General features: G+C 25.9%; 21 protein-coding genes and 1 pseudogene. 12 read left to right on the forward strand and 10 right to left on the reverse strand.

Features of this window, described 5'->3' with window-relative positions; all coding sequences use genetic code 11:
- Window positions 1-15: 15 nt before the first annotated feature.
- Both argC and pdxR read right to left on the reverse strand, forming a co-directional pair.
- A complete protein-coding gene (argC, locus tag AELL_RS05625; RefSeq protein WP_118917006.1) occupies window positions 16-969 on the reverse strand; it encodes an N-acetyl-gamma-glutamyl-phosphate reductase in 954 nt (317 codons plus the stop codon).
- A 7-nt stretch (window positions 970-976) separates the two neighbouring features.
- A complete protein-coding gene (pdxR, locus tag AELL_RS05630; RefSeq protein WP_118917007.1) occupies window positions 977-2,383 on the reverse strand; it encodes a MocR-like pyridoxine biosynthesis transcription factor PdxR in 1,407 nt (468 codons plus the stop codon).
- A gap of 89 nt (window positions 2,384-2,472) precedes the next feature.
- On the opposite strand from pdxR, the gene AELL_RS05635 reads away from it, so the two are divergent.
- Window positions 2,473-3,072 (forward strand): pyridoxamine 5'-phosphate oxidase family protein, encoded by a 600-nt coding sequence (locus AELL_RS05635; RefSeq protein ID WP_118917008.1) that lies wholly within the window; start codon window positions 2,473-2,475, stop codon window positions 3,070-3,072.
- Window positions 3,073-3,078: 6 nt separating this feature from the next.
- Here the strand turns inward: AELL_RS05635 and AELL_RS14360 are convergent.
- The 3 genes and pseudogenes from AELL_RS14360 to AELL_RS05655 all read right to left on the reverse strand — a co-directional run bounded on the left by AELL_RS14360 (window position 3,079) and on the right by AELL_RS05655 (window position 8,427).
- Window positions 3,079-6,303, reverse strand: a pseudogene (locus tag AELL_RS14360) (efflux RND transporter permease subunit).
- Between the two features lie 10 nt (window positions 6,304-6,313).
- The gene (locus tag AELL_RS05650) at window positions 6,314-7,072 is read right to left on the reverse strand and encodes an efflux RND transporter periplasmic adaptor subunit (RefSeq protein ID WP_118917011.1); all 759 of its coding nucleotides are present in this window, start codon (window positions 7,070-7,072) and stop codon (window positions 6,314-6,316) included.
- Entirely contained in the window at window positions 7,072-8,427 is a 1,356-nt protein-coding gene (locus AELL_RS05655; protein WP_118917012.1) for a TolC family protein, read from the reverse strand. The genes AELL_RS05650 and AELL_RS05655 overlap by 1 nt, the downstream gene beginning before the upstream one ends.
- 330 nt (window positions 8,428-8,757) lie before the next feature.
- On the opposite strand from AELL_RS05655, the gene AELL_RS05660 reads away from it, so the two are divergent.
- Both AELL_RS05660 and AELL_RS05665 read left to right on the forward strand, forming a co-directional pair.
- The gene (locus AELL_RS05660) at window positions 8,758-9,531 is read left to right on the forward strand and encodes a sulfurtransferase (RefSeq protein WP_226806025.1); all 774 of its coding nucleotides are present in this window, start codon (window positions 8,758-8,760) and stop codon (window positions 9,529-9,531) included.
- Between the two features lie 12 nt (window positions 9,532-9,543).
- Window positions 9,544-11,337, forward strand: coding sequence for a sensor histidine kinase (locus AELL_RS05665; RefSeq protein WP_118917014.1), 1,794 nt, complete (start codon window positions 9,544-9,546; stop codon window positions 11,335-11,337).
- Between the two features lie 3 nt (window positions 11,338-11,340).
- Here AELL_RS05665 and fliP read toward each other — a convergent pair whose 3' ends face one another.
- The 5 genes from fliP to AELL_RS05690 form a co-directional block, all read right to left on the reverse strand.
- A complete protein-coding gene (gene fliP, locus AELL_RS05670) occupies window positions 11,341-12,069 on the reverse strand; it encodes a flagellar type III secretion system pore protein FliP (RefSeq protein ID WP_118917015.1) in 729 nt (242 codons plus the stop codon).
- 61 nt (window positions 12,070-12,130) lie between these two features.
- Complete coding sequence (gene mrdA / locus AELL_RS05675) at window positions 12,131-13,924, reverse strand: penicillin-binding protein 2 (RefSeq protein WP_118917016.1); 1,794 nt, start codon at window positions 13,922-13,924, stop codon at window positions 12,131-12,133.
- Window positions 13,921-14,361: a hypothetical protein gene (locus AELL_RS05680; protein ID WP_118917017.1), complete on the reverse strand. Its 441-nt coding sequence runs from the start codon at window positions 14,359-14,361 to the stop codon at window positions 13,921-13,923. Before AELL_RS05680 ends, mrdA begins: the two co-directional genes overlap by 4 nt.
- 61 nt (window positions 14,362-14,422) lie before the next feature.
- Window positions 14,423-14,746: an EscU/YscU/HrcU family type III secretion system export apparatus switch protein gene (locus AELL_RS05685; protein ID WP_118917018.1), complete on the reverse strand. Its 324-nt coding sequence runs from the start codon at window positions 14,744-14,746 to the stop codon at window positions 14,423-14,425.
- Between the two features lies 1 nt (window position 14,747).
- Window positions 14,748-16,412, reverse strand: a complete 1,665-nt coding sequence (locus AELL_RS05690; RefSeq protein WP_118918622.1) for a flagellar hook-length control protein FliK — start codon at window positions 16,410-16,412, stop codon at window positions 14,748-14,750.
- A 57-nt stretch (window positions 16,413-16,469) separates the two neighbouring features.
- On the opposite strand from AELL_RS05690, the gene AELL_RS05695 reads away from it, so the two are divergent.
- The 9 genes from AELL_RS05695 (at window position 16,470) to ftsZ (ending at window position 26,729) form a co-directional block, all read left to right on the forward strand.
- The gene (locus AELL_RS05695; protein WP_118917019.1) at window positions 16,470-16,964 is read left to right on the forward strand and encodes a gluconate 2-dehydrogenase subunit 3 family protein; all 495 of its coding nucleotides are present in this window, start codon (window positions 16,470-16,472) and stop codon (window positions 16,962-16,964) included.
- Window positions 16,961-18,616 (forward strand): GMC family oxidoreductase, encoded by a 1,656-nt coding sequence (locus AELL_RS05700; protein ID WP_118917020.1) that lies wholly within the window; start codon window positions 16,961-16,963, stop codon window positions 18,614-18,616. Before AELL_RS05695 ends, AELL_RS05700 begins: the two co-directional genes overlap by 4 nt.
- 60 nt (window positions 18,617-18,676) lie before the next feature.
- Entirely contained in the window at window positions 18,677-19,540 is an 864-nt protein-coding gene (locus AELL_RS05705) for a hypothetical protein (protein ID WP_118917021.1), read from the forward strand.
- Window positions 19,541-19,627: 87 nt separating this feature from the next.
- A complete protein-coding gene (gene arsC / locus AELL_RS05710) occupies window positions 19,628-19,978 on the forward strand; it encodes an arsenate reductase (glutaredoxin) (RefSeq protein WP_118917022.1) in 351 nt (116 codons plus the stop codon).
- Complete coding sequence (locus tag AELL_RS05715) at window positions 19,975-20,340, forward strand: hypothetical protein (protein WP_118917023.1); 366 nt, start codon at window positions 19,975-19,977, stop codon at window positions 20,338-20,340. The genes arsC and AELL_RS05715 overlap by 4 nt, the downstream gene beginning before the upstream one ends.
- A complete protein-coding gene (locus AELL_RS05720) occupies window positions 20,340-22,670 on the forward strand; it encodes an AAA family ATPase (protein ID WP_118917024.1) in 2,331 nt (776 codons plus the stop codon). Before AELL_RS05715 ends, AELL_RS05720 begins: the two co-directional genes overlap by 1 nt.
- Window positions 22,671-22,728: 58 nt before the next feature.
- A complete protein-coding gene (locus AELL_RS05725; protein WP_118917025.1) occupies window positions 22,729-24,192 on the forward strand; it encodes a peptidylprolyl isomerase in 1,464 nt (487 codons plus the stop codon).
- Between the two features lie 3 nt (window positions 24,193-24,195).
- Window positions 24,196-25,590: a cell division protein FtsA gene (gene ftsA / locus AELL_RS05730; protein ID WP_118917026.1), complete on the forward strand. Its 1,395-nt coding sequence runs from the start codon at window positions 24,196-24,198 to the stop codon at window positions 25,588-25,590.
- A complete protein-coding gene (gene ftsZ / locus AELL_RS05735; RefSeq protein ID WP_118917027.1) occupies window positions 25,590-26,729 on the forward strand; it encodes a cell division protein FtsZ in 1,140 nt (379 codons plus the stop codon). Before ftsA ends, ftsZ begins: the two co-directional genes overlap by 1 nt.
- The last annotated feature ends 37 nt before the right edge of the window (window positions 26,730-26,766 follow it).

Genomic DNA, 26,766 nt, shown 5'->3' on the forward strand with positions numbered 1-26,766 from the left:
TAGAAGTTTTAACTTCTAGTTTTTTCTTGAGTTTAAACCTTTAGATTCTTCAAGTCCTAACATAATGTTCATACATTGAACAGCAGCTCCACTTGCACCTTTACCAAGATTATCAAGTCTTGAAATAACTACCATATCAGTAGCGTTTTCATAAACAGAAATCTCTAAACTGTTTGTATTGTTACATTTCATTGGATTTAAAAGTCCTGCATCAAGATATGAATCATTATCTTCAATTATCTTTACAAAAGTTTCATCTTTATAATAATCTTTATATAAATCTAAAATCTCTTTTTTTGAAACAGCTTTTTTGAACTCTTTTTTAACTAAATAACTCATTACAAGCATACCTTGTTTGAAGTTTCCAACACTTGGAGTAAATAGTGGAGCTTCTTCTAATTCTAAAACATATTTCATTTCAGGAAGATGTTTATGATTAAGAGCAAGTCCATAAGGTCTTTGACCTCCAATATCTTCAAATTTTCCATTTTCATAATCATCAATCATAGCTTTCCCTCCACCACTAAAACCTGTAATTGAGTGGCAAATTAGTTTATGAGAGTTTGCTAAAATACCATTTACGATTAGAGGTTTCATAGCAATAATTAATCCACTTGCATGACATCCAGGAACACAAACTCTTTTTGAATTTTTGATTTTTTCTCTTTGAGTTGGTGTTATTTCAGGAATTCCATAAGTCCAAGCAGGATTAGTTCTAAAAGCTGTACTTGCATCTATTACTTTTACATTATCATTTGTGATTAAACTAACTGATTCAATAGAAGCAGCATCAGGAAGACATAAAAAAACTAAATCAGCATTATTTAAAAGCTCTTTTCTTTTGTTTAAATCTTTTTTTTCTTCCTCTTTTATACTTAATAGTTCTATTTCTTCTCTTCCTTCTAACATCTCATGGATTTTTAATCCAGTAGTTCCGTGTTGTCCATCTACAAATATTTTATATTTCATTCTTCCCTCAAAATTTATTAGAATTATTTTTCGATAGTTTATCTAAAAGGTTCTTTTTTTTAGTTTCAAACCAAATTTCACTAAAAGTTTTTATTGCATTTTTTATCTCAAACTCTTCAAAACCACCAAATCCTAAAGCTATTACTTTTTCTAAATTAAAAAATTCTTTAAAATATATTTTTACTCCTTTTTGTTTGGCAATTTTTTCAAGTATTTCTAAATCAAGAGTTATAAGTGGTTTTATCAGAAGATTTAATCCACTTCCTTCTCTTAAAATTTCTATTTCATCTTTTAAATACTCTTTTAAATACTCTTTCATTTGATTATGTTTTTTTCTATTTGAATTTCTTATTTTTCTTAAGTGTTTTTCCCAATATCCCTCTTTTAAAAATAGTGTTAAAGTTTTTTGAATATCAATAGGAACTTGTGAAAATCTGAAATTAAAGTTTTGATGATAAATCTCTAATAATTGTTTTGGTAAAACAATATATGATATTCTTAAAGCAGGAGACAAAGCCTTTGAAAAAGTACCAAGATAAATTACATTATTGTTTTCCAATCCTTGTAAAGATGGAATAGGGCGATTATAATAACTTAGTTCACTATCATAATCATCTTCTATAATAAAAGCATTACTCTTTTTTGCCCAATTTAAAAGTTTTAATCTATTTGAAATAGGCATTGTAACACCTGTTGGAAATTGATGGGAAGGTGTTATATATATGGCTTTTGAAGAACTTTTTTCTAAAAAGGATAAATCTAAACCATTTGTATTTACTGGAATTCTTTCTATTTCAAAAGAAAAAAGTTCAAAAATCTCTTTTGCAACATTATAACAAGGAGCTTCTATTGCTATTTTATTTGAAAGTTTTTTTAAAATAGTTGATACTAAAAATAGACTATCACTAAATCCACTTGTAATAATGATTTGTTCTTGGTTACATAAAACAGCTCTTGAAGAAGATAGATATTTTTGTAACTCTTCTCTTAATTGAATAATCCCTTGTTTTTCAAAATATACTCCATAATTAATATCTTCTTTTACCACTTTATTATAAAGTTTTAGCCAAATTTTTTTAGGGAAAGAGTTTATATCAAGGCTTGCAGGAAAAAAATCTATTTTATAATTACTATTTTCTTTTATTTCTTCTTTTTCATTTTCTAGTTTAGTATCAAATTTTTCAAAAATCTCTTCACAAACAAAATAACCACTTTTTTCTCTACTTTGTATATATCCTTCTGCGTAGAGTTGATTATAGGCAGTTTGAACAGTTGTTTTACTAAGTTTATAATCACTTGATATTTTTCTAATTGAAGGAAGTTTTTCACCAGCTTTTAATTTTGTTTTGATTTCATCTTTTAATTGTTCATAAAGTTGAATATAAAGGGGTGAATAATTGTTAAATTTATACATAACTGTCCTTATAAAAAAAGTAAAAATTGTATCTTTTTAAAGGTACAAAATATTGATATTATACGAATAATTACTTAAAAAGGAAAAAAATGAGAAGAAAAGAGTTTGATGTAAAAGATGAAAATAGCATAAATGAGATTCTACAAACTTGTGAATATGGAACTTTAAGTCTTATAAGTGAGGGGAAACCTTATGTTGTAGCTTTGAATTTTGTATTTTTTGAAAACTCGATTTTCTTTCATGGAGCAAAAGAAGGGAAAAAAATTGAGGCTATAAACTCAAATCCGAATGCAGCTTTTTTAGTAGTAAAACCTTACTCATTTATCCCTTCATATTTTAGTGATACGATGGCTGCTTGTCCTGCAACTCAGTTTTTTGCTTCAGTTTTAATTGAAGGGAAATTAAAATTTATAGAAGATGGATATAAAAAAGCAGAAGTTTTAAATGCTTTGATGAAAAAGTTTCAAAAAGAAGATAGTTTTGAAGAAATTGCTTATGATAAAGCAATGTATACAAAAATGCTTGATAAAACAACAATTATAGAGTTAAAGATTGAAACTCAAAGTTGTAAGATAAAAGTAGGGCAAAACTTAAATGAAGAGAGAAAAAATAAAGTTATGGAAAAGCTAAAAAACAGAAATTTACAAATAGATGAGGAGACTATAAAACAGATGAAGTTGTACAGTTAAAAAAGATTATAAAATCTTTTTTAACTGATTTTTTATAATAACTGGTACAAAAAACATAGAAACTACATAAGAGATTAAAGTCCCACCTATTAATGCAACTCCAAGTCCTCCAAATACAGCATCATTTGCTATTAATGCACTTGCAAATACCATTGTTAAAACTGTTAGAATAATAGGTTTAGACCTTGTTGCCGTTGCTTTTGCAATTGCTTCGTTTATTCCTAAACCTTTTTCTTCAACTAATTGTTTTGAAAAATCTATAATTAGAGTTGAATTTCTTGAGTTTATTCCAATAAGTCCTATAAATCCAATAAGTGAAGTTGCTGTTAAATAAAAAGTATCTGTTGTTATTAAATCCATAATTATATGAGCAATTATAACTCCAATAATTGAGATAAAACTAGATAAAACAATTCCTCCTGAAATAGCAAAACTTTTATAATACATAACCATCAAAAAGAAGATTAATACAAGTGCTATAATAAATGCTCCACCTAAATCAATAAAAGTGTCAATAGTTACTTTTAATTCTCCATCAAATACTAAATCAAATCTTTCGTTTGTTTTTTTATCAATAAATGCAAGATTTAAAAGATTTGTTTTTATAACTTCATAATCATTTGATAAACTCTCTAACATCTCATCTCTTGCATTTAAAAGAGGGTAAATTTGACTATCTTTTGAAGTCTCTGCAATTACATTTATCATAGGATTTAGATTTTTTGAGGTAATTGTTGGTTCTTTTAAACTCTCTTTTATAGTAACTAATTCAGAAATATTTATCATATTTCCTTCTGTATTCATAAGTTTTAAGTTTTCAAGTTTTGTTTTTAAAGCCTCTTTTGATGAGTTATTTAAAGTTCTTGAGTCATTTAATCTTAAAAATATTGGAATTTGACTTTGAGCATTTTTGTCATTTATAACAGCTACATTCATTCCTTCAAAGGCTAAATATAAGATGTTTTTTAATTGGTCTAAATCAATTTTACTCATAATAACTTTGCTACTATTCACTTCTAATTCGTACATTAAAAAATCATCATCAGCTAAAATATCAATATCAACTAATGTTGCTTGATTTTTTAAAATTTGTGCAATTTTTAAAGCAAAATCTCTTCTACTTTCAAAAGTTTTTCCACCATAAATTTCAGTTACTATTGAAGCAAGTACAGGAGGACCAGCTGGAAGTTCTATAAACTTGATATTTGCATCATATAAAGAACAATTTTTTTGTACATCATCTCTTAGTTTTGTTACAAGATTATAACTTGTAATATCTCTATCTTCTTGTTTTTTGATATTTACCATTAATTCAGCTTGTGATTCTTTATTTTTTAAAGCACTTTGTTTTACTAAAGCTGCAAAATCAAGAGGTTGACCAACTCCCATAAAAGCTGAAATATTTGTAATATTTTCATCATTTTGAATATTTTTTACTATACATTGAACAACTTGTTTTGTTTGATTTATACTTGAACCATCTTTTAAATCCACATAAATTGAAAAGGTATCTGAATCTTTACTTGGAAGCATTTTTGCTTTTGTAATATGTGTTGGAAAAGTTAAAACACTCAAAACAAATAGAATAAAAGTTATTAGATAAACTAAAAATGATTTTTGTTTACTCTGTAAAATACTGAATATAAATTTTTCTAATTTCATTTTAATACCTTACAAAAATTTTTTTACAAAATATGGAGTAAACGCATAAGCAACAAATAAAGAAACAGCTAAAGAAATAGGTACAAAAACTGGAAGTGGATGCATAAATTGTCCCATCATTCCACCAACAAAAAACATTGGAATAAAAGTCATAATAATTGCAATTGTAGCTATATTTGTTGCATTTCCTATCTCATTTGTGGCATTTATAGTTAAAGGTGTTATATCCATCGTTGGTGATTCATTTTTATGTCTGTGAATGTTTTCAATTACAATAATAGCTGCATCAACAAGCATTCCTAATGATACAATCAAAGCAAAAAGAGTAATTCTATTTACCGTTTCACCTAACATAAATCCAATAAAAAGTGTAAGTGATAAAATCATTGGAACAGCTAAAGAGACAATCATTGCTTCTTTAAATCCTAATGTAAAAATCAAAAGAATGGCAATTATAACAATTGAGATTAATAAACTAAATACAAGTTCATTTACAGCTTTATTTGCTGTATATCCATCATCTCTTGTTATTATATATTTTATATTTTTAGCTAATAATTCATCTTTTATTGAATCCATATAAGAAAAAATCTCTTTATTTATAGTAACTGAATTAGCACCTTTTAGTTTTGAAGCACTTAGGGTTACTTGATTTGATTCTTCAAAATCATTAGCCGTATTTCTTGTATAAATCAAAGCCTCTTCTTTATTTTGTATATCATAAGATTTTTCGATTGTTGCAATATCTTTTAGATAAATTGGTGTTTGAGAATTATAAGAGATGATTAGATTTTTTAAATCATTTTCATTTTCAATTGCTTGTTTTATCCCAAAAACTACAATAGAAGAATCAGTTGTATTTGTTGTGATATTTGGAGTTTTATAAGATAATGCTTGAATTTGTTTCATAACTTGTCCTAAAGATAAGTTATAACTTGAAAGTCTATTTGAATCAACTAAAACATTAAATTGTTCTTTATGTTCCCCTTTTAAATCAACAAGAGCAACATTTTTTATTTTATTTATCTCTTTTGAAATACGACTTACTTCATTATAAAGTTCAGTTTTTGAAATCAAATCTTTGTTATTTTCTTTTGCACTATAAAATGCAATTGTTGCTATTGGAATATCTGTATCAATATCCATAGTTTTAATTATTGGTTGCATTGCACCTTGTGGCATCATATCCATATTTCTCATTACTTGGTCATAAAGTTTTAAATTTGATTTTTCTTTATCTTCTCCAATATAATATTGAACTTGAACAATTCCCACAGAATCTTTAGCATATGAGTAGATATGTTCAACCCCTTTTATTTCTCTAATTTTCTTTTCAAGTGGTTCGATTATTACTTTTTGAATTTCACTAGGAAGCGCACCTGGAAGTGCAACAATAACAACTCCACCACTTACTTTTATTTGAGGATTCTCTTCTCTTGGCATAAAAACTAATGAGATATAACCTAATACTAAAATAAAAATTCCAAAAATTAGCGTTAGTGGATGATTTATAAAAGCTAATGATAATTTTCCCGCAATATTAAGTTTTTTATCTATTTTACTATTCATTCACAAATTCCTAATTCTCTAAATTTAGTAAAATTTTAGAGTACATTCCAGGATAGATATTAAAATCTTTTTTATCAAAAGAGATTTTTAATACAAAAGAGTGTGTTAAATCAACTGTATTTGGAATAATTGCACTTATAGTTCCTTGGGTTTTAAAATTTTGTGAACTTATCTCAATATCTACTTTTTGACCAATTTTTATATTATTTAGATTTGATTCAGAAATATTTGTTTTAATTAAAAGTGTTGATAAATCAGTTAAAACAAATGCAGGCATTCCAGGTATTGACATTTCACCAGCTTTTATTGATTTTTTTATAATCAATCCATCATTTGGTGCTTTTATTTTTAGATAATCATATTGAGTATTTATCTCTTTTAATTTTGCTTTTGTTATATCTATCATATTTTTTGTATTTGTTAGATTTAGTTCCATTTGTTCAACTTCATAAAGTGAAACTAAATCTTGAGCTAATAGATTTTTATATCTTTTTAGATTTACTTCTATGTTGTTTTTTTGATTTTGTAAAATTTGAAGATTTAATTCAATCTCTTTTTTATTTGAATCCATATTTGATGAATCAATTTCATATAAAATATCACCTTTTTTTACATTTGAACCTTCTTTTACGTAAACCTCTTTTATATAACCCATATTTCTACTTGTGATTATTTTTTCATTATCTGATTCTACTGTTCCTGATAACTCTATTTGAGTTCCTGCAAATAAATTTATACAAAAAAGTGTTGTTAATAGTGCCTTTATCATTAGTTATTTTCCTCTTTGATATTTTGTCCTAAAATAAGATTTATGTTTGCTAAAGCAAGAGCTTTTTCATATCTTGCTTGAATTAGCATAGATTCATTTTTTCTATAATTTGCCTCTTGCAAAAGTAAATTGGTCATAGAAATTAGTCTATTTTGATACTGTAATTTTGCTTGTTCAAGGATATTGTTAGCTAAATTTTTAGCTTCGATTTTTTCTTTTAAAATAGCCTCTTTTGCTTCTAAATTTAAAATCGCTTTTTTTAGTTCAAGTTTAATAGCATCTTTTAATTTTTCTTGATTTAAAGTTGCTTTTACGTACTCTATTTTAGATTTTTCTTTTTCTACATCACGTGTTCCATCAAATAAAGTAAGTGATAAACCAACTAAAGCTATATAATAATTTTTATCATCATCAATAGTTAATTTATCATCATTATAACCATACTCTAAATGAGAATAAAGAGTTGGATAATAAGCACTTTTTGCTATTTCAATACTCTTTTTATTTGCATTTACTTGAATATCTTGTATTTTAATTTCATCTCTATTCTCTAAAGCAATTTTATAAAGTTCTTCTTCGTTTGGAAAATGAAAATATCTATTTTCAAGCTCTTGTACATCACTTATTTCATCATTTGAACTTAAAAATCTAAGATATGCTAAAGCTAATTGAAAATTGTTTTTTGCTTCAATAAGTGTTGAGTTTATATTAAGCTCATAAACTTTAGCTTCATTTACATCAATTTTTGTAACAAATCCCTCTTTGTGAAAAGCATCTGCACTTTCAACAATTTTAGAAACAGCAATTTTTGCTTTTTCTAAAGCTTGAACAAAATCTTTTGCAACTACTGCACTATTGTAAGCTTTTAAAACCTCAAACTCTAAAGTTTTTTTATCAAGATTATATTTTAATTCATTTGCTTTTTCTTGAAGTTTTAAAATATCCTTTTGATTTGAGAGTTTAAAACCTGTAAAAAGTGGAATATCATAAGTGATTTTTGTATTAAAATTGTTTCTATCATCTGGATAGTTTAAATCTGTTGGTTGAATGTCAAAATTACTCATATCTCCAACTTGAGCAAATCCAAAATCTCTAAAACTTGCTTCCCTTGAAGAGAGTTTTGAATTAAAAACATATCCTGCATGATTTGTTCTATTAAACTCTTCACTAATAGAGAGTTTCCCATAATTTATGTAGTCAATCATTTTTGAATCAAGTTTTGATGAATCAATATTAAGTTGTTGTTGTTGTAAATCTTTACTATTTTTAATTGTCATTTCTAAAACTTCTTCGAAGTTTATACTTTGAGCATAGGTAAAAGAAACAATAAGTAAAGATAAATAAATCTTATGCATATAAATAAATCCTATGTATATTAAAATTTTGTGATTATACTATAAAAAAGCCATCTTTTTTAGAACAAATATAAAATTTATTTATAATATAAAATTAAATTCTTATTATTATAAATTTTAATTATTAAAGAAATAAATTGATATAATCACTTTTAAAAAATATATAATCATTTTAAACATATGTTTATCTATTTTGTCTTAAAATTTTCGAGTTTTGTGTCTAAAAAGGACTATAATGAAAAAAGTATTTAAAATACCTTTTGTTTTTTTTCTTCTGATTTCTTCTTTATTTTCAAATCCAATTGAAAACAAATTCCTTCAATAACACCTATAGATTGGCTAAAAGCAAATATAAATAACCCAAACTTAGTAATTGTTGATTTACGATTGTACGAAGATTATCAAAAAGGGCATTTAAAAAATGCAGTAAATATCCCTGGTTTAGAATCTTTATTTGATGATAACTTTTTTATGCCAAAACTTGATATTTTAAAAGAGTTATTTAGTAAAGCAGGAATTGATTCAAATAAATTAGTAGTTGCTTATGACAATGGAGATTTTATTTGGGCTGCTAGGTTTTATTGGATATTACAAACTTTAGGGCATGAAAATGTGGGAATTTCAAAAGTTGCTTATGGAAAAGAGTTGATGGACAACTTTGAAATCTCTACAGTTGATTTTATTGCAAATAGAAGTGAGTTTATCCCAAGAATTGATAATTCAAAAATAGAGACAAAGTTAAGTACACTTCTTTCTATTGGAAATAAAACTATTATTGATGGAAGACAAGAAGAACATTATGATGGTAAAAAATCAATTGCAAAAAGATTTGGACATATTCCAACAGCTAAAAATTATGCTTGTACACAAAATTTCCAAGTAAATGAAGCTGGGAATAAAATGAGAGAATTTTCAGAGTTAAAAGAGATATATAAAGATATTCCAAAAGATAAAAAAGTTCTTTTATATTGTGATGGTGGGGCAGATTCAGCTTTAAATTATATTGTTTTACAAGAATTAGGTTATAAAACAGCTGTTTATGATGGTTCTTGGGCAGAGTGGGGCAATGATGAATCAGTTCCAATTGAAAATCCATCAAAATAAGCAGTTTAAAATATGAAAGGTTCTATAAAAAGTAAATTAACTTTTATTATTTTAGCTGTAACAACAATTACAAGTGCAATAGGTTATATCGGTTTTATCTCTTGGTATATGAATGAACAATATAAAAAAACAATAGAATTATCAAATACAATTGGTATAGTTATTTCTCAAGATGTAGGAAAACTTATACTTTTAGATGATGTATCAGCAGCAGCTGATATTTCAACTCAATTAAAATCTTTTACAAATCTTCAAAAATTAGTTTTATATAAAAAAGATGGAAAGCCTATTTTACAGTATAACATTGATAATAAAAGTTTTGATGTTCCAAAAATTGATTTTAAAAATATAGATGAAATTTCAAAAAATGAAAATCTAATTACAATTTATCACAAAGCAAATTATCAAGATACATATTTAGGAGTTGTTTTTTTTGAGTTTAAAGTAGAATCTTTAAGTGATATTATAAAAAAAGATATTTTTGTAATAATCCTAATTTTTATGTATGTTTTAGGAATTTCATTTATTCTTGCAAAAACATTTGCAACAAAGTTTACAGAACCAGTTTTAAAATTAGTCTCTTTTCTTGAAAGAATTGATAAAACAGAATCTTTAAGTAAAAGAGTAATAACAAGTGAAAAAAATGAGTTTGGTAAGTTGTATAAAGAAGTTAATACAATGCTAGAACGAATTGAAAACTCTTATTATATTTTAAAAGTTGCATCAGCTGCATTTGAAACTCAAAGTGGAATGATAATTACAGATGCAAATCAAAAAATTCTTCAAGTAAATAAATCTTTTTCAAAAATTACAGGTTATACTCTTGATGAAGTTATAGGTAAAAAACCAGCTCTTTTTAAATCAGGATTACATAATAAAGAGTTTTATGACAAGATGTTTGATTCATTAAGAAAGAATAATTTTTGGATGGGTGAAATTACGAATATAAAAAAAGATGGTTCACTTATAAATGAGCATTTGATTATTCAATCTGTTTTAAATGAAAAGAATGAAGTAATTTATTATGTTGCCTCTTTTTTAGATACAACAAAACAAAAAGAGATTGAAAATCAATTGGAAATAAATCAACAAATTTTATTACAACAAGCAAAACTTGCAGCAATGGGAGAGATGCTAGAAAATATTGCTCATCAATGGAAACAGCCTTTATCTATAATCACAACTTTGACTTCTGGAATTCTTTTAAATAAAGAGTTGAATATATTAACCGATGAGTTTTTAAAAGATGGACTTAATAACATAACAAATTCAGTTAAATATATGTCAAAAACAATTGATGATTTTAGAAATTTTTATAATAACAAATTAGAAAAAAAAGAGTTTTCTATTAAAAATTCTATTGAAAAATCTTTAGTATTACTTTCATCTAAATTGATGAAAAATAATGTAATTATTGTTAAAAATATTGAAGATATTGAAATTTTAGGTAATGAAAATGAACTTATTCAGGTTTATATGAATATTTTGAATAATGCTATGGATTCATTGGAAAATTTAAAAGATGAAATTAAAATCATAAAAATAACTGGAAGAATTGAAGGAAATAAAGCATATATTGAGTTTTTAGATAATGCTGGTGGAATAAATGAAGAGATTATTGATAAAATTTTTGATAGTCATTTTACAACAAAAGATGCGACAAAAGGAACAGGAATTGGTTTATATATGTCAAGAATTATTATATCAAAGGCAAAAGGAGAATTAAATGTTTTTAATAAAACATTTGATTTTAAAGAAAAAAGCTACAAAGGTGCAAATTTTATAATAACTTTGCCTCTTAAATAAAAGCTATTTAAAGGATTGTGCTAGATTTCCAATTATTAATTGCCATCCATCTATTATGATGAAAAAGATGATTTTAATAGGTAGTGAAATCATAACTGGTGGTAACATCATCATCCCTAGACTCATAAGAATTGAAGCAACGATAATATCAATTACTAGAAATGGTAAAAAGATTAAAAATCCTATTTCAAATGCTGTTCTTAATTCACTAACAATAAATGCAGGCATTAAAAGAGTTAATGGTACATCATCAATATTTTTAGGATTTGGTTCTTTTTTTATTCTGTAAAATAGTGCTAAATCAGCTTCTCTTGTATTTTTAATCATAAACTCTTTAAAAGGTTTAACACCTTTTTCAAAAGCTTCTTCATATCCAATTTTTTCATCCATATAAGGAACAATTCCCTCTTCCCAAGATTTCTTAGCATAAGGTTCCATAATAAAAATAGTTAATATAAGTGCTAGAGAAATTACAATTTGAGTTGGTGGAGTTTGTTGTAAACCCATTGCTTGTCTTAAAAGTGAAAATACAATTACAATTCTAGTAAATGAAGTAACCATAAGTATTAGTGTTGGTGCAAGCACCATTAAAGTTAAAATAACTGCAATATTTATTGTTTTTACAAATTGGGCAGGTTCATTTAATGCAGCAACAGAAAGATTTACAATAGGAGCTGTATCTTCTGCAAAGGCTAAAATAGAAAAAAGTAAAAAAGAAATTATAATTTTCAAAGAAAATCCTATTTAAAAAATGAAGCCAATATTATCTAAAAAAGCTTTAAAAGGGCTATAATCACTTTTGTGTTGTCTCTGTAGGAACAGTGATATATCCTAAATCATATAACTTATCATAGATTTTACTAGCAATATCTCCTGCTGCTTCTCCTCCATGTCCTCCATGTTCTTCTATAACAGTTACAACGTATTGAGGATTTTCAAATGGACCATAAGTTGTAATCCAAGCGTGTGACCTTTGGAAATATTTTAATTCACTCTCTTTCATCCTAACTTTTTCAGATTGAGGAATAGATACAACTTGTGCTGTTCCCGTTTTTGAAGCAATTGCAATTTTTGAATTTATATGTCTACTTGCAGTTCCTTTTGGAGCATAAGAAACATCATACATACCTTTTCTCATAACATCTAAATATTTAGCTGGGATATCAACTTCTTTTGGTTCTTCATAATTTGCTTTAAAAAAGTGAGGTTTTGGAAGTTTACCGGTTGCTATATATGCTGTATATCTTGCTACTTGTAAAGGAGTTACAAGCATATTTCCTTGACCAATAGATGTAATTACAGTTTCTCCCACATACCAAGGTTGATTAAATCTTTTCTCTTTCCACTCTTTATTTGGATTTACTCCCACAAATTCATTTATTTGATCTACTCCAGTAACTTGTCCAAAACCTAATTTATCTAAGGTATGAGATATTTTATTTATCCCCATTTTTAGACTTCCTTTGTAAAAGAAGTCATCACAACTCTCTGCAATAGCTTTTCTAAAGTTCACACTTCCATGTCCAGTTGATTTCCAGCATCTAAAATTTCTATTTCCAATAGGTAAAGAACCAGAGCAATTTATTGTGTAATTTTCTCCAATACCATTTTCTAAAAATGATAATCCAACACCCATTTTTATAACAGAACCAGGAGGATATAAACCATTTATGATTTTATTTGTAAAAGGATGATTAAAATCATTTCTCATCTCATTCCACTCTTTTACAGAAATTCCTCTTGCAAAAATATTATTATCAAATTCAGGAAAAGATGCAGCAGCAAGCATTTCCCCATTTCGTGCATCCATTACAATAACAGCACCACTTTTTCCTGTAAATATTTCTTGAATATATTTTTGTAGTTTTACATCAAGTGAGATTCTAATATTATTATCAATTGAAGCCTCTTTTTCATAAAGAACTTCAATCTCTTTATTTAAGGCATTAACTTTTACATCTTTGAAACCCATTTCACCTTGAAGTTTTGAGTTATAAACTTTTTCTAAACCATTTTTCCCAATGATTCCATTGTAAGAAGATAATTCATTGTTTAAAATATCAAGTTTTGAAGCTTTCCCTACATAACCAATAATATGTGAAGCTACCTCTTTTTGGGGATAAGCTCTTTTTGATGAAGATTCAATTTTTATATCATCTTCAGAAGCTAAGATTGTATATTTTGGGAAAAATTCATCATAAGGAATATAATCAATAACCTGAATAAAATCATGATTATATGATGAATCATTCTTTTTATACTCTTTTATTAGTTTATCTTTTTCATATTCAGGAAGATGTTTTACAATTGTGTCAATTATTTTTTCTAGGTGTTCTTTATTTTTATAAGAACTTAAATGAGGTTTTACTAAAACAGAAAATCCCATTTCATTGATAGCTAATTTTTCACCATTTCTATCTTCGATAACTCCACGAACTGGAATTTTATTTATTCTATTAATATAATTATTTTTTGATAACTCTTCATAATATGTGTTTGATTTTATACTTAAAAAATATACCCTTGATAAAAGAGTAATTCCAATACCTAAAATAATTAAAAAAACTATATTTAATCTTATGTTCAAAGAAATACTCCAAAAAATAATAAATCAATTATTAAATTTACAATTAGTGATAAAAATATTCTTTCATCCATTCCAAATGATAAAGCCCACATAATCGTTAAACCTATATAGAAAAACATTATGTATATATAGCTGTTTATTAAATTAAATGAAGTTGAATTATCGACTTTTGGAAGAATAAAAATATATATAAATAAAGATAAAAGACTCAATGAAAAAGGTTTTAAACCACTATTAATTTCAATAAATAAAAAAGCTAAAATAACTAAAGCAAGTGAATATAAATATCTTTTTCTAAGACATCTATAAAATGCTGTAAATATAATACCAGAAAGCATAATAAGTAAAAAATGTATAGAAGCAATAGTATTTATAGTAATTGCAATTATTAATACAATAAATAAAAAAAGTGGATTATCTAAATTGTTTCTTGTCATATAATTTGTGCTTTAGTTTTGATTGAGTCAGGATTATATTATAAAAACTCTTATACAAATCTCAAAGTTTATTTAGTGTTTTATCTTTTAGTTTTTCATCAATATCTTTTTTGTTATTTGATAAATCGTAAATAAAAGAAAATATCTCAGCAACTGCTCTATACATCGAACTTGGAATCTCTTTATCTATGTCAATTTGTGATAATAATTCTATTAAATCTTCATCTTTTTTTATTGGTATATTATTCTCTTTTGCAATTTTAATAATATTTGATGCTGTTTCACCTTTTCCTTTTGCAGTTATTTTTGGAGCATTATCTTTTTCTATATCATATTTAAGTGCAACAGCTTTTTGGGTTAAATTTTTATTTATATTTTCTTGCATTTTAAACTCTTATATCTATACCTGAACTAATATTTTGATTATAGGCATTGTTCATGTAAACTTGTGTTGGTTTATTTTCTTCTTTATTCTCTTCTTTCATATCAAGAAGTTTAATATTTACAGGAATTAAATCTACATTATTTAGTGCTATTTTTAGTTTTTGCATATTGTCTCTAATTGCAACTTTGAAATGTTCCCTTTGTGCATAAACTGTTAAATCAAGTTTATTTTTATCATATAAAGCAAGCATTAAATCAACTTTCCCAAAATCTTTTAAAGTAAGATTTATTTGACAAAAAAACTTCTCTTCTTCAGTTTTTTTCATACTTATATTTCCATCTTCTAACATTTCCCAAAAGAATGGAAGATAAACATAGTTTGAATTAGAAGTTAAAGAAGTTAGTTGTTGATACTCAATTTGAGTTAATAATTTATCCACTTGTTTAGCTAAATCTTGTGATTTTGGGTCAGTTTTAGAAGCTAATTCATCTTGCATTTGTAATAAAACAGATTTCATATCATCACTAATTTTTGCTTCATTTTTTGGATTATTTATCATATCTTGAATTAGGTGTTCAACTTTATCTACCAATTTTGTTAGATGATTTTGTATATTAAAATTTTGTGGATTTAAACTCTCTAAATTCTCTTTTAAACTATTTAAAAGTGGAGTTAAGTTTGAAGCAAAATTATTAGAAAAGGTGCTTAAATTATTATTTGAAAAAAAAGTTTGTAAACTATCTGCTTTTGTAAATAAATCGGGCATTTTTAATAGATTATCAATTATTGGTAAAATATTTTTATTTTGTAAAATAGGATTTTGAATAATCTCATTTTTAATTTGAACTAATAACTCTTTTGTCTGTAAATTAATATTCTCTTTTATCAAAGGGTTTACGATCTCTTTTGTTTGAGCAGTTTGTACAGTCGTTAACTCTTTTTGTGGTAAATTTTGTGTGTTTTCTATCTTTGATTCAATTAAACTACCACTATTTATAAAATCTTTTAATTGAGTTGTTAGATTTGACAAATTTTGTGTTTGAGTTGGTGTTAAAGAACTATTCAAATTTTGTAAAGCTGTAGTTAAGGATTTTAGATTATTACTAAACTCTTGATTATTTGTGGTATTTTGAGTTGTTATTGGTGTTTGTAAAAGTTTATTTATAAGTTCATTTACCTGTTTTGCTTGGGGAGTATTTATATCTTTTACCAAGTTTTGTATTTGAGTTAAAATATTTTCAAGTTTTGTATTTGAATTTAAAGATAGTTTAGATTCTAAAAAAACACCTGAATTTTTTAGTTGTTCTTTTAGTGTATTTGCATCCATATCTTTTATATTTTTTAAAAAATTCTCAATTAAAGGTTTGAATTTTTGTAAGTTTTCATCCCCTGAAATATTTTCAAGTAAATTTGATAAATTGTTAGAGACATTTCCCAAATCTTTAAAAATATTTGAGTTTTTTAAAATATTTTCAATTGTTGTATTTGATTTTGTTCCATTTTTTATATTGTCAAATAACTCTTTTAATACATCATTTACTGATGTTGAATTGTTTTTAATCATCTGTTCTAAGCTTTTTGTATCAGCTTCTTTTAGAACATCTTTTAAAACCTTATTATCATTTGGCAAAAGTATATTTAATAAAGTGTTATTTGAAACTATCATACAAAAGTATAACATATCTACATATTATCTACACATTTTTTTAGTTATACTTTTTTTATGAAAAGAAGAAACTTTATAAAATTTAGTGCTACTTTAGCACTTTTATTCTCATCAAATGTTGCAATAGCAAGAACTATTTCAAAAGAAAAATTAGTAATTTTAGATGAAATTTTTAATATTATTTTCCCAAAAACTTCTACAATGCCAAGTGCAAAAGAGTTTAAAGCTTTAAATTATTTAGTTCAAAATATTTCCCATAAAACTTTTGATGATGATGACAAAGTTTTGATTGTCGATGGAACAAAAGATTTTAGCGAGAGTTTTCCAGAGTTTTTAACTCTAAAAGATGAAGAAAAAAAAGAGTTGATTTTTAGAATTATAAAAAGTAGTTCTTATGCAAAATCTTGGATTTCAAAACTTACATATTATGGAATTGAAGCTATGTTTAGTGACCCAATTTATGGTGGAAATTTTGAACAAATTGGCTGGAATAGTGTAAAACATAATATTGGTTATCCAAGACCTTTAAAAACCTATGGACAAAAAATATGATATATGATGTTTGTGTAGTTGGAAGTGGAGCAGGTGCTGGTCCTATAATTTATGAATTAAGTCGTGCAGGTTTAAAAGTTTGTGTTTTGGAAAAAGGCGACATTTACAATGAAAAAGATTTTTCAAAAGATGAAATTGTTGTACGCCGTGATATTTATACACCAAATTTAAAAGAAGAGTATCACACTATTGAAGAGTTTGTAGATGGTTCTTGGGAAAAATTTCCAACTTATGAAACTGGTTGGAGTTTTTGGAATGGTTCAATTCTTGGTGGTTCTTCAAATTTTATGAGTGGATATTTTCACAGACTCAAACCAAATGATTTTAAACTAGCTTCAACTTATGAAGTTCCCCAAGATTCAAATATCGTAGATTGGCCAATAAGTTATGAAGATTTAGAGCCATATTATACAAAGGTTGAAGAAGTTGTTGGAGTTTCAGGAAAGGTTCAAAAATATGCTTTTTTAGAGCCAAGAAGTACAAAAGATTTTATTTATCCACCATTAAATGAAAATAAAATAGTTGATTTGATTGATAAGGCTTGTTTGGATTTAAACTATACAAGTATAAAAACTCCAAGAGCAATTATTTCAAAACAAAAAGATGATAGAAATCCTTGTTATTACTCAAATTATTGTGGTTCTTATGCTTGTTCTAGTGGAGCAAAAGGAAGTTCAAGGGCAAGTTTAATAAAAGATGCACTAAAAACTAACAATGTTGAAATATTAGCAAACTCTTTTGTCATAAAACTAAATACAGATAAAAATAAAAAAATAAAAAGCGCCACATATTTAACAAAAAATGGAACTAAAAAAGAGGTTTTTGCAAAACTTTTTGTTTTAGCAGCTCAAGCTGTTGAAACTTCAAGGCTTTTATTAAATTCAAAAGATGAAAACTTTCCAAATGGAGTTGCAAACAATAGTGGAAATGTAGGTAAAAACTTCCTTTCAACAAGTGGTGGAATAATAAGTGCTACATTTGATGAATCACATCTTCCTTTAAAAGATTTACACGCATCAGGACTTTTTGTTAATAGGTCGATTATGGATTGGTATTATACAAAAGAGTTCAAAGGTGGAGTTATTGATGTACTTTTTGAACATCAAAATCCAATAAGAAGAGCTTCAAGTTTAAGATGGGATGAAAATGCAGATTTAAGAATAGGGGAAGAGTTACAAAACTCTATTTTTGAAACCTTTACAAAAACAAGAACTTTAAATATGGAAATATTCCTTGATTGGACGCCAACTGATAATTCATTTATAAGTGTTGATGAAAAATATAAAGATAAATATGGCATCCCTGTTGCAAATATACGAATTGGAAGTCATGAAAGAGATTTAAAAATAGCAAATTTCGTAAAAGAAAAAGCAGTTAAAGTTTTTGAAAAAATGGGTGGTAAAAATATAGTTTCTGATATCTCAGCACTTCCATCTTCAAATTTACAAGCTGGTGGTTGTAGATTTGGAGATAATCCAAAAATTTCAGTTTTAAATAAAAATTGTCAAGCTCACGAAGTTTCAAATCTATTTGTAACAGATGGAAGTTTTATGCCAACAGGTGGAAGTGTTCCTTATACTTTTACAATTTATGCAAATTCCTTTAGAGTTGCAGATTTTTTAAAAGATAATTATAAAAAGATAATAAATTAAATCATTTTTTAATAAAAACTTCGCTAAATTGCACCTTTTAATTGTAAAGAGGAAATATTAGTGAAAAAAATAATAATAGTAATATCAACTTTAGTCTTAAGTTTATTTAGTGATGATTATATTCCTTTAAGTAATCTATCAGATAAACAAAAAGAGGAATACAACTTTATAAATAAAAATAGTATAGAAAAAATTGAAGAAGATAGTTATAAAAAAGTTAAAGATATAAAAATTTTAAATAATCAAACTAAAGAAGAAAAACAAGAACTATCAAAACCAATAAATAATGAATTTGTTAAAGAATATAAAAAAGATAATATTTTAAAAGATGAGAGAAAAATAAGCCAAAATAGTTTTAGTGAAGATTTTTCAATAATTCCAAAAATTTCATATATGAATGTTTCAACAGATATTGAAAAAGAGAGTATAGAAAAAACACATGAAGTTATACCTGAGATTTTGTTTACTTATAAAAATCATAATTTAAAATTTGATTATTTAAGTTCAAATGTAAAAACTAATTTATTATCTAATCTAAATTGGGCAGATTTTAATTTAGATACAAAATGGTATAGATTAGCATATTTATATAGTTTTTATAATGTAAATATTGGACTTGCATATAATTATTTAGATATAAATTTTGGTTTATTAGGAATAAATGCTAAAGATAATCAAAAATTTGCTTCTATTGAAGCTCACTTAAAAAATAGTGAAGATAATTTTATAGTTGAATATGGTGGATTTTATGGGAAAAATGATGATATAAAAAATGCCTATGAATATTATCTAACTTTAGGATATAAAATATTTAGTAATGATAATTTAATTTTCAATGCAGGCTATAAAAATAGAACAATTGAGGATAGCGATTTAAAAATAGAGTATAAAGGTCCAATTATAGGAATTAGTAGTAAGTTTTAGTTTGAAATATTACAATTTGTAATATTTATCTTGTGTAAAAAAAGTTTTGGATATAATAAACATTATTACGATAAAAAGGTTTATTTTATGCAAAACATTAAAATCTGGCATAATCCAAAATGTTCAAAATCAAGAAATGCAATGACACTTTTAGAAGAAAAAGGTATAAGTGCTGATGTTGTAAAATATCTAGAAACAACACCTTCAAAAGAAGAGTTAAAAGATGTACTAAAAAAATTAAATATGAAAGCTAGTGAACTATTAAGAACTGGTGAAGATATTTATAAAGAGTTAAATCTTAAAAATGTAAATGATGAAGAAAAACTTATAGAAATTATGGTTGAAAATCCTATTTTAATTGAAAGACCAATTATTATAAAAGGCGATATTGCTGTTATTGCTAGACCAATTGAAAACTTGGAAGAACTACTTAAATGACTTATGAACTAAACGAAAAACAACAAAGAATTAAATATATCAGAGTTTTAGAAAAATTTTTTACAAGAACAATCTCTTTATTAAAATTAGAAAATTTTGATAAAGATTTATTTAAACAAAGAACTAAAAAAAATTATGATGATATGAAAAAAACTCAAGAAGTTGATTTATATTCAGAATATTATGCAGGATTAAAAGATTTTATAAATAAAACCATGTTTTATGTAGAAACACATACTGAATCTTTTGAAGAGGAAAGAGCAAATCTTTTAAAAGATGCAAATTTACTTCAAAAAGAAAAAAATAAAAGTAACTATAAAAAAGATAAACACAAAAAACAAACATTTAATGATGGCTATTAATGGAAGAAGTTGAGTATAAAAGTTTCAAATTATCTGGAATTATAAAAAAAGTTTTATATAAAAATGACGAAACAAAATACATAATAGCAGTTTTAGAAAATAATCAAAAAGTTTGTGGAACATATTTTGATACTGATATTGAAAAAATTGTAGGTGAAGAGGTAGTTTTAAAAGGAAATTGGACAACTCATAAAAAATATGGAGTTCAATTTGAGTTTGATACTTTGGAACTTAAAGAAGCGGAAATATTCTTTTTTCTTACAAAAATTGTAAAAGGTGTAGGAAAAAAATTTGCCCACGAACTTTTAGAAAAATACTCAGAAGAAGAGTTAGTTGAAATTTTAAATGAAAGACCAAATGAACTTTTAGATTTCAAAGGAATAAAAGATAAAAAACTTGAAACCATCGTTACTTCTTGGCAAAAATTCAAACACTTAAGAGAACTTGGCTCTTTTTTAGGAAAGTTTGGAGTTACTTCAAATCTTATTACAAAAATCTATTCAAGTTTGGGTGAAGTTGAAAATCTTATAGATAAAATCAAAGAAAATCCATATATTTTGATAAATATAAAAGGAATTGGATTTAAAAGAGCTGATGAAATAGCAAAATCACTTGGAATTGACCCAAAATCTGAGTTTAGAATAATGGCTTGTTTGAACTATACTTTAAGAGAATATTGTGATAATAATGGAAACTCTTCAATAGATAAATTTCATTTATATAAACTTTTAGATGAAAGTTTACGATTTTCAAACGAAGAACTTTTATATGAGCAAGCAATTTCAAAAATGTTAGTTGAAGAAAATATTTTTGTAACAAGTGAAAATAGATTAGCTCTTTCAATGCTTTATTATTCAGAAAAAAGAATTTTGGAATTTTTTGCAAGAAGAAAAGATGAAAAAAATAGAAAAATCATTGCTACTTTTGATGAATATTTAGTAAAAAAACAACAAACTTTAGGTTTTGAGTTAAGTGAAGAACAAAAAAAAGCAGTTGAACTTATAAATAGTGGTGAAAAAACTCTATTTTTGATTGGTTACGCAGGAACTGGAAAATCAACTTCAAGTAGGGCAATACTTGAACTTCTTGAAGAGATAATGAGTTATGATGACATTATGACTATTGCACTTTCTGGAATTGCGTCTCAAAGAATAAGTGATACAACAGGTTATAACTCTTCAACAATTCAAAGTTTACTCGTAAAACATAAAGAAAAAGATTTTTTCCCATATAAAGCCATTTTACTTGATGAAGCTTCAATGGTAAATTCAGTAACTTTTTATCAAATTATTTCAAAAATATCTGATGATACGATTTTTATAATTGTTGGAGATGATGGGCAGTTACCAGCAATTGGTGCAGGGAATGTATTAGCTGATGCTATAAAATATGAATTAGCTCCCATTTGTAAACTTACTAAAATATATAGACAAAATGAAAATCAAGCAATTGCTGTAATTGCAAATGATATTAGACGTGGGGAAGTTCCAGCTTATAAAGAAGAGTATGAAGATTTTAAATTTATTGATGTTTCTATTTCAAACTATTATTCAAAAAAGAATTCTGTCTCTTCAAATGATTTTGCCGATTTAAGGGGAGAAAATAGTGAATATATTTTGAATAATATTTTAAATATCTCTTCAACTTATATACAAGATTATTATGATTTCATAAAAAAGAAAAAAATATCAAATGCTTTAACACTTTTTCAAGTAATAACCCCAATGAAAGGTGGAATTTTAGGAGTTGATAATCTAAATATGCAACTTCAAAAACTTTTTAATCATACAAAAGGAAAAGCTTTTGTTTCAAAAGTTTATGAGTATAAATTAACTGATAAAGTTATTCATATAAAAAATGAAAATATGCGAGCTCAAACTATGAGTATGTACAAAAGTGGTTCAACAGATTTTTTAGAAAGAAGAGTTTATAATGGTCAATTAGGACTTATAATAAAACTTGATTTTGATGAAGAAAAATGTATTGTTTTATATCCAAATGATGATATGGTCGTGTTTTATGACTTTGAAACAGTTCATAGTCTGTTATCTTTAGCTTATTGTTTAACTATTCACAAAACTCAAGGTATGGAGTATGAAAATGCTTTAATTCCTATGAGTTTTTCCCATTATATTATGCATAATACAAAACTTTTATACACAGCAATCACAAGAGCTAAAAAAATGTGTTTTATTGTTGGGGAAGAAGAAGCTTTTAAAAGTGCTTGTAAAAAATTAGAAATAACAATTAGAGAATCTGTAATAAATGATTTATTAAGTAAAAAAGAGCCGAATATTGAGTCTTTTAATGAAGAAATGATTATTATTTAACAAACATAAAAGCAACTTTTTTGTATTATCTCTAAAATTTTTAAGAGGATTATATTTTATGATTACTTGGATGCAAAGACATAAAAAGTGGTTAGTAATTACTATTTGGATAAGTACAATTGCATTCGTTGGAGCTGGATTTGTTGGTTGGGGTTCTTACGAGTATGGGAAACAAGGTGGTGCAGTAGCTGTTGTTGGAGATAGAGAAGTTTCTGTTGAAGAGTATCAACAAGAGTATTCAAACCTTTATGACCAATATTCAAGAATGTTTGGCTCAATGTTTAATAACGAATTAGCTGAACAATTAAAATTAAAAGATGTAGCTTATAGACAAGTTTTACAAAAAAATCTAATTATGGCTTATGGTGATTCTTTAGGATTAGATGTTACTGATGAAGAAGTTGCAAGAGAATTAATAAAATATCAAGCTTTTGCTAAAGATGGAAAATTTGATAAAGAGACTTATATCAAAGTTTTAGCTCAAAATAAAATGACACCAAAAGATTTTGAAGCTTCTTTAAAAAGAAATCTTTTATTACAAAAAGTTCAAACTCTATTCCAAGTAAATCCTACTTCAAATGAGATAGAGAATATTAGTAAATTATTATTCTTAGAAGATGATATAACAATCAAAATATTATCAATCAATGATATTAATGTTGAATTAAAAGATGATGAACTAAAAAAATATTGGGAAGAAAATAAAAACTCTTATATGTCTGAAGTTTCATATGATTTACAAATTAAAGAAATCCCTTTAATCAATTCAAATTCAAGTGAAGATGATATAAAATCTCATTATGAAAAATTCAAAATTGATTATAAACATGAAGATGGAAAAATCAAATCTTTAGAAGAAGCAAGAGAACAAATAATCAAAGATTTAGATGAGAAGTTTACAAAAACTGAAGCTTTAAAAATCTATTTAAAACTTAAAAAAGATGAAGAGAAATTTGAAATTAATCAAACTTTTACAGAATCAGCTCTTCCATACTCTTCTGAAAACAGTACAAAAATTCAAGAGTTAAAAGAAACAGAAATAGTAAAACCATTTTTTGAAAATAATAAATACTATATAGTTAAATTAGTTAAGAAAAATCCTTCTACAGTTTTAGCTTATGAAAATGCTTTATCTCAAGTTAAAATAGATTTTGAAAAAGTTTTAAAAACTAAAAAATTAGAAGAAACAGCAAATACATCACTAAAAGATTTTAAAGGTGAAGAGATTTCTGGAATTACTAGAGAATCAGTTACTAAAATTTCTGGTTTAGAACAACAAGAAGCTGCTAAATTTTTAAATCAATTATTTTCTGCTACAACTAAAGAGGGAATAATTAAATTAGACAATAAAGTTGTACTTTATAGAATAAATAATTCAAAAATGGGTGATTACAATAAAACTAAAGATGATGTTGTAAAAGAAACAATAATCCAACTTCAAGAAGAAGAATTAATGTTAAATCTATTAAAAAGATTAGAAAATACTTTTGCAATTCAATCTTCAATCCAAGAGAAGGAGTAATAATTGAATAATACTTTTTTAGCAATAGATATAGGTTCTTCAGCTGTAACTGCAGTTATTGCAAAACATGATTTAGATAATAATATAAATATTTTAGGTACGGGTATTCAAAAAAGTAATGGTATTAATAAAGGTCTTATTATTAATATTGAAGAGGCTTCAAAAGCAATAAAAGATGCAGTTTCAGTAGCAAAAAGAAGTACAACTGAAATGATTGACACAACTGTTGTTTCAATTTCAGGAAGTTATTCAAAAAGTATTAGAAGTTCTGGTTCAGTAAATGTTCCAAATGGTTTAATAACAGAAACAGAAATAAATCAAGTAATGCAAATGGCATTATATAATGCTACTATTGTTCCTGAATATGAAGTTGTTCATGTAGTACCAATCTTCTTTAAAGTTGATGATTCTGTTGAAGTTGATAATCCTTTAAATATGAATGGTAGTAGACTTGAAGTTTCAGTTTATATAGTAACAGCTAAAAGAACTGCTTTAACAAATATCAAATCTGCTTTAAAAATCTCTGGAATAGAAATCGTAAAATTTGTTTTAGATTCATACGCTTCTGCACTTGCAGTTTTAGATGAACAACAAAGAAAATTTGGAGCGATTGTAATAAATTTAGGTTCTACAACAACAGAATTTGTTTATTACAAAGGTAATTCAATAATTTTTAATGGATTTATTCCTGTTGGTTCAAATCATATTACAAATGACTTATCAGTTATGCTTCATACTCCTCCAACAGCAGCAGAAAAAATAAAACTTGAATATGGTTCATTAACTAGAAACTATTCTCCAAATAATGAATTAGGTGTAACAAAAGTTAAAATTCCTAGAATTGGTGATGAAGAGAGTATTTCTGAAGTTGCTCTTGATTATATTCAAACTATTATTCATGCACGTGTTGAAGAAGTTTTAGTTTTAGTAAAAAATAAACTTAAAAAAAGTGGTTTATTAGACAATACTGGTTCAGGAATTGTAATAACTGGTGGTATGAGTTATTTAGATGGAATCAAAAAATTAACTGAAAAGATTTTTGATGGTATTCCAATTAGCATATCAAATCCAAAAAATATTAAAAATGGATTTATGAGTTTTGATGAAGCTAATATGGCAACAATTGTTGGATTGTTATTTTACTCATTAGGAACAAATAGAAGTTATCAATTAGATTCAAGTAAGAAACTAATTAAACCTTTAAGAAAAGATAGAGTGGTTGAGCCAAAAATTTCAGTTACAAATACTATGGCTTCTGAAAAGCCTACAATGGAAATGAATATGAATAATAAAGAACATATTCAAATAAAAGATAACGGAGCAATTTTAACACCTTTAATCAAAGATAAGAAAAAAGGTGTTTCAAAGTTCTGGAGTAAAGTATCGGAGTGGTTTTAATGGAAAATTTATTTAGAGTTGATGATATAAAAGTGGATATGCCAAGTAAAGTTTTATCTGATAACGTAGCTAAAATTGCTGTTATTGGAGTTGGTGGTGGTGGTTGTAATATGATTAACCACATGATAAACGAGGGTTCTCATAAAATTGATTTAATTGCTGCAAATACTGATTTACAAGTACTTCATATTTCAAAAGCTCCAAAAAAGATTCAATTAGGACTAAAACTTACTAAAGGTTTAGGTGCAGGAATGAAACCAGAAATTGGTAGAGATTCTGCTGTTGAAAGTTATGAAGAGATAAAAGGTTCTTTAAAAGGTGCTGATATTGTTTTCATTGCTGCTGGTCTTGGTGGTGGAACTGGAACAGGTGCTGCTGCAATAATAGCAAAAGCTGCAAAAGAAATCGGTGCTTTAACTGTTTCAGTTGTTACAAAACCATTCACTTGGGAAGGTAAAAAAAGAGCAGGTTTAGCAAATCTTGGACTTGAAGAACTTAAAAAAGTAAGTGATTCAATCATTATTGTTCCAAATGATAGATTATTAGAGATTATTGATGAAAATGTTGGTATGAAAGATGCCTTTAAAATCATTGATAATATTTTATACCAAGCTGTAAATGGTATGTCTGAAGTGATTTTAAATCCAGGAAATTCAGATATTAATACAGACTTTGCTGACGTTAAAACTATTATGCAACATAAAGGTATGGCATTAATGGGAATAGGGCGAGCAAAAGGTGAAAATGCAGCTCAAAGAGCATTGGAAGATGCAATTGATTCTCCATTATTAGATAAAGTATCTTTAAATGGTGCAAAAGGTATTTTAATTCACTTTAATATCCACCCACAAGTTTCATTATTTGCAATTAATGATGTTATGGGAACAATCAATGAAAGAATGGATTCAAATGCTGAGATTATTTTTGGTACAACATCAGATAGCACTTTAGAAAAAGATGAAGTAAAAATTACTATTGTTGCAACTGGTTTTGAATCAAGAAATGAAGAGTTTGATGAACCACAAGAAGTGAGTGAAGAGCAAGAACAAAATAATAATGCCGTAATGGCAGATAGTGAGAACTATTTAGATATTCCACCTTTAATGAGAGATTATATTGTTCAATATCAATTGAACTAAGATTTTTGATTACAAAAAAAGGGTTTAAACTTTAAGT

This window comes from Arcobacter ellisii (assembly GCF_003544915.1).
Taxonomy (GTDB): Bacteria; Campylobacterota; Campylobacteria; order Campylobacterales; family Arcobacteraceae; genus Aliarcobacter; species Aliarcobacter ellisii.

Bases quoted from the DNA above. Each gene is read 5' to 3' on its own strand.
- AELL_RS05695 (WP_118917019.1), top strand. From the start codon at position 16,470: ATGAAAAGAAGAAACTTTATAAAATTTAGTGCTACTTTAGCACTTTTA.
- AELL_RS05685 (WP_118917018.1), bottom strand. From the start codon at position 14,746: ATGCAAGAAAATATAAATAAAAATTTAACCCAAAAAGCTGTTGCACTT.
- AELL_RS05635 (WP_118917008.1), top strand. From the start codon at position 2,473: ATGAGAAGAAAAGAGTTTGATGTAAAAGATGAAAATAGCATAAATGAG.
- AELL_RS05725 (WP_118917025.1), top strand. From the start codon at position 22,729: ATGATTACTTGGATGCAAAGACATAAAAAGTGGTTAGTAATTACTATT.
- AELL_RS05650 (WP_118917011.1), bottom strand. From the start codon at position 7,072: ATGATAAAGGCACTATTAACAACACTTTTTTGTATAAATTTATTTGCA.
- AELL_RS05680 (WP_118917017.1), bottom strand. From the start codon at position 14,361: ATGACAAGAAACAATTTAGATAATCCACTTTTTTTATTTATTGTATTA.
- ftsZ (WP_118917027.1), top strand. From the start codon at position 25,590: ATGGAAAATTTATTTAGAGTTGATGATATAAAAGTGGATATGCCAAGT.
- AELL_RS05715 (WP_118917023.1), top strand. From the start codon at position 19,975: ATGACTTATGAACTAAACGAAAAACAACAAAGAATTAAATATATCAGA.
- pdxR (WP_118917007.1), bottom strand. From the start codon at position 2,383: ATGTATAAATTTAACAATTATTCACCCCTTTATATTCAACTTTATGAA.
- AELL_RS05655 (WP_118917012.1), bottom strand. From the start codon at position 8,427: ATGCATAAGATTTATTTATCTTTACTTATTGTTTCTTTTACCTATGCT.
- AELL_RS05720 (WP_118917024.1), top strand. From the start codon at position 20,340: ATGGAAGAAGTTGAGTATAAAAGTTTCAAATTATCTGGAATTATAAAA.
- argC (WP_118917006.1), bottom strand. From the start codon at position 969: ATGAAATATAAAATATTTGTAGATGGACAACACGGAACTACTGGATTA.
- arsC (WP_118917022.1), top strand. From the start codon at position 19,628: ATGCAAAACATTAAAATCTGGCATAATCCAAAATGTTCAAAATCAAGA.
- AELL_RS05700 (WP_118917020.1), top strand. From the start codon at position 16,961: ATGATATATGATGTTTGTGTAGTTGGAAGTGGAGCAGGTGCTGGTCCT.
- AELL_RS05690 (WP_118918622.1), bottom strand. From the start codon at position 16,412: ATGATAGTTTCAAATAACACTTTATTAAATATACTTTTGCCAAATGAT.
- AELL_RS05665 (WP_118917014.1), top strand. From the start codon at position 9,544: ATGAAAGGTTCTATAAAAAGTAAATTAACTTTTATTATTTTAGCTGTA.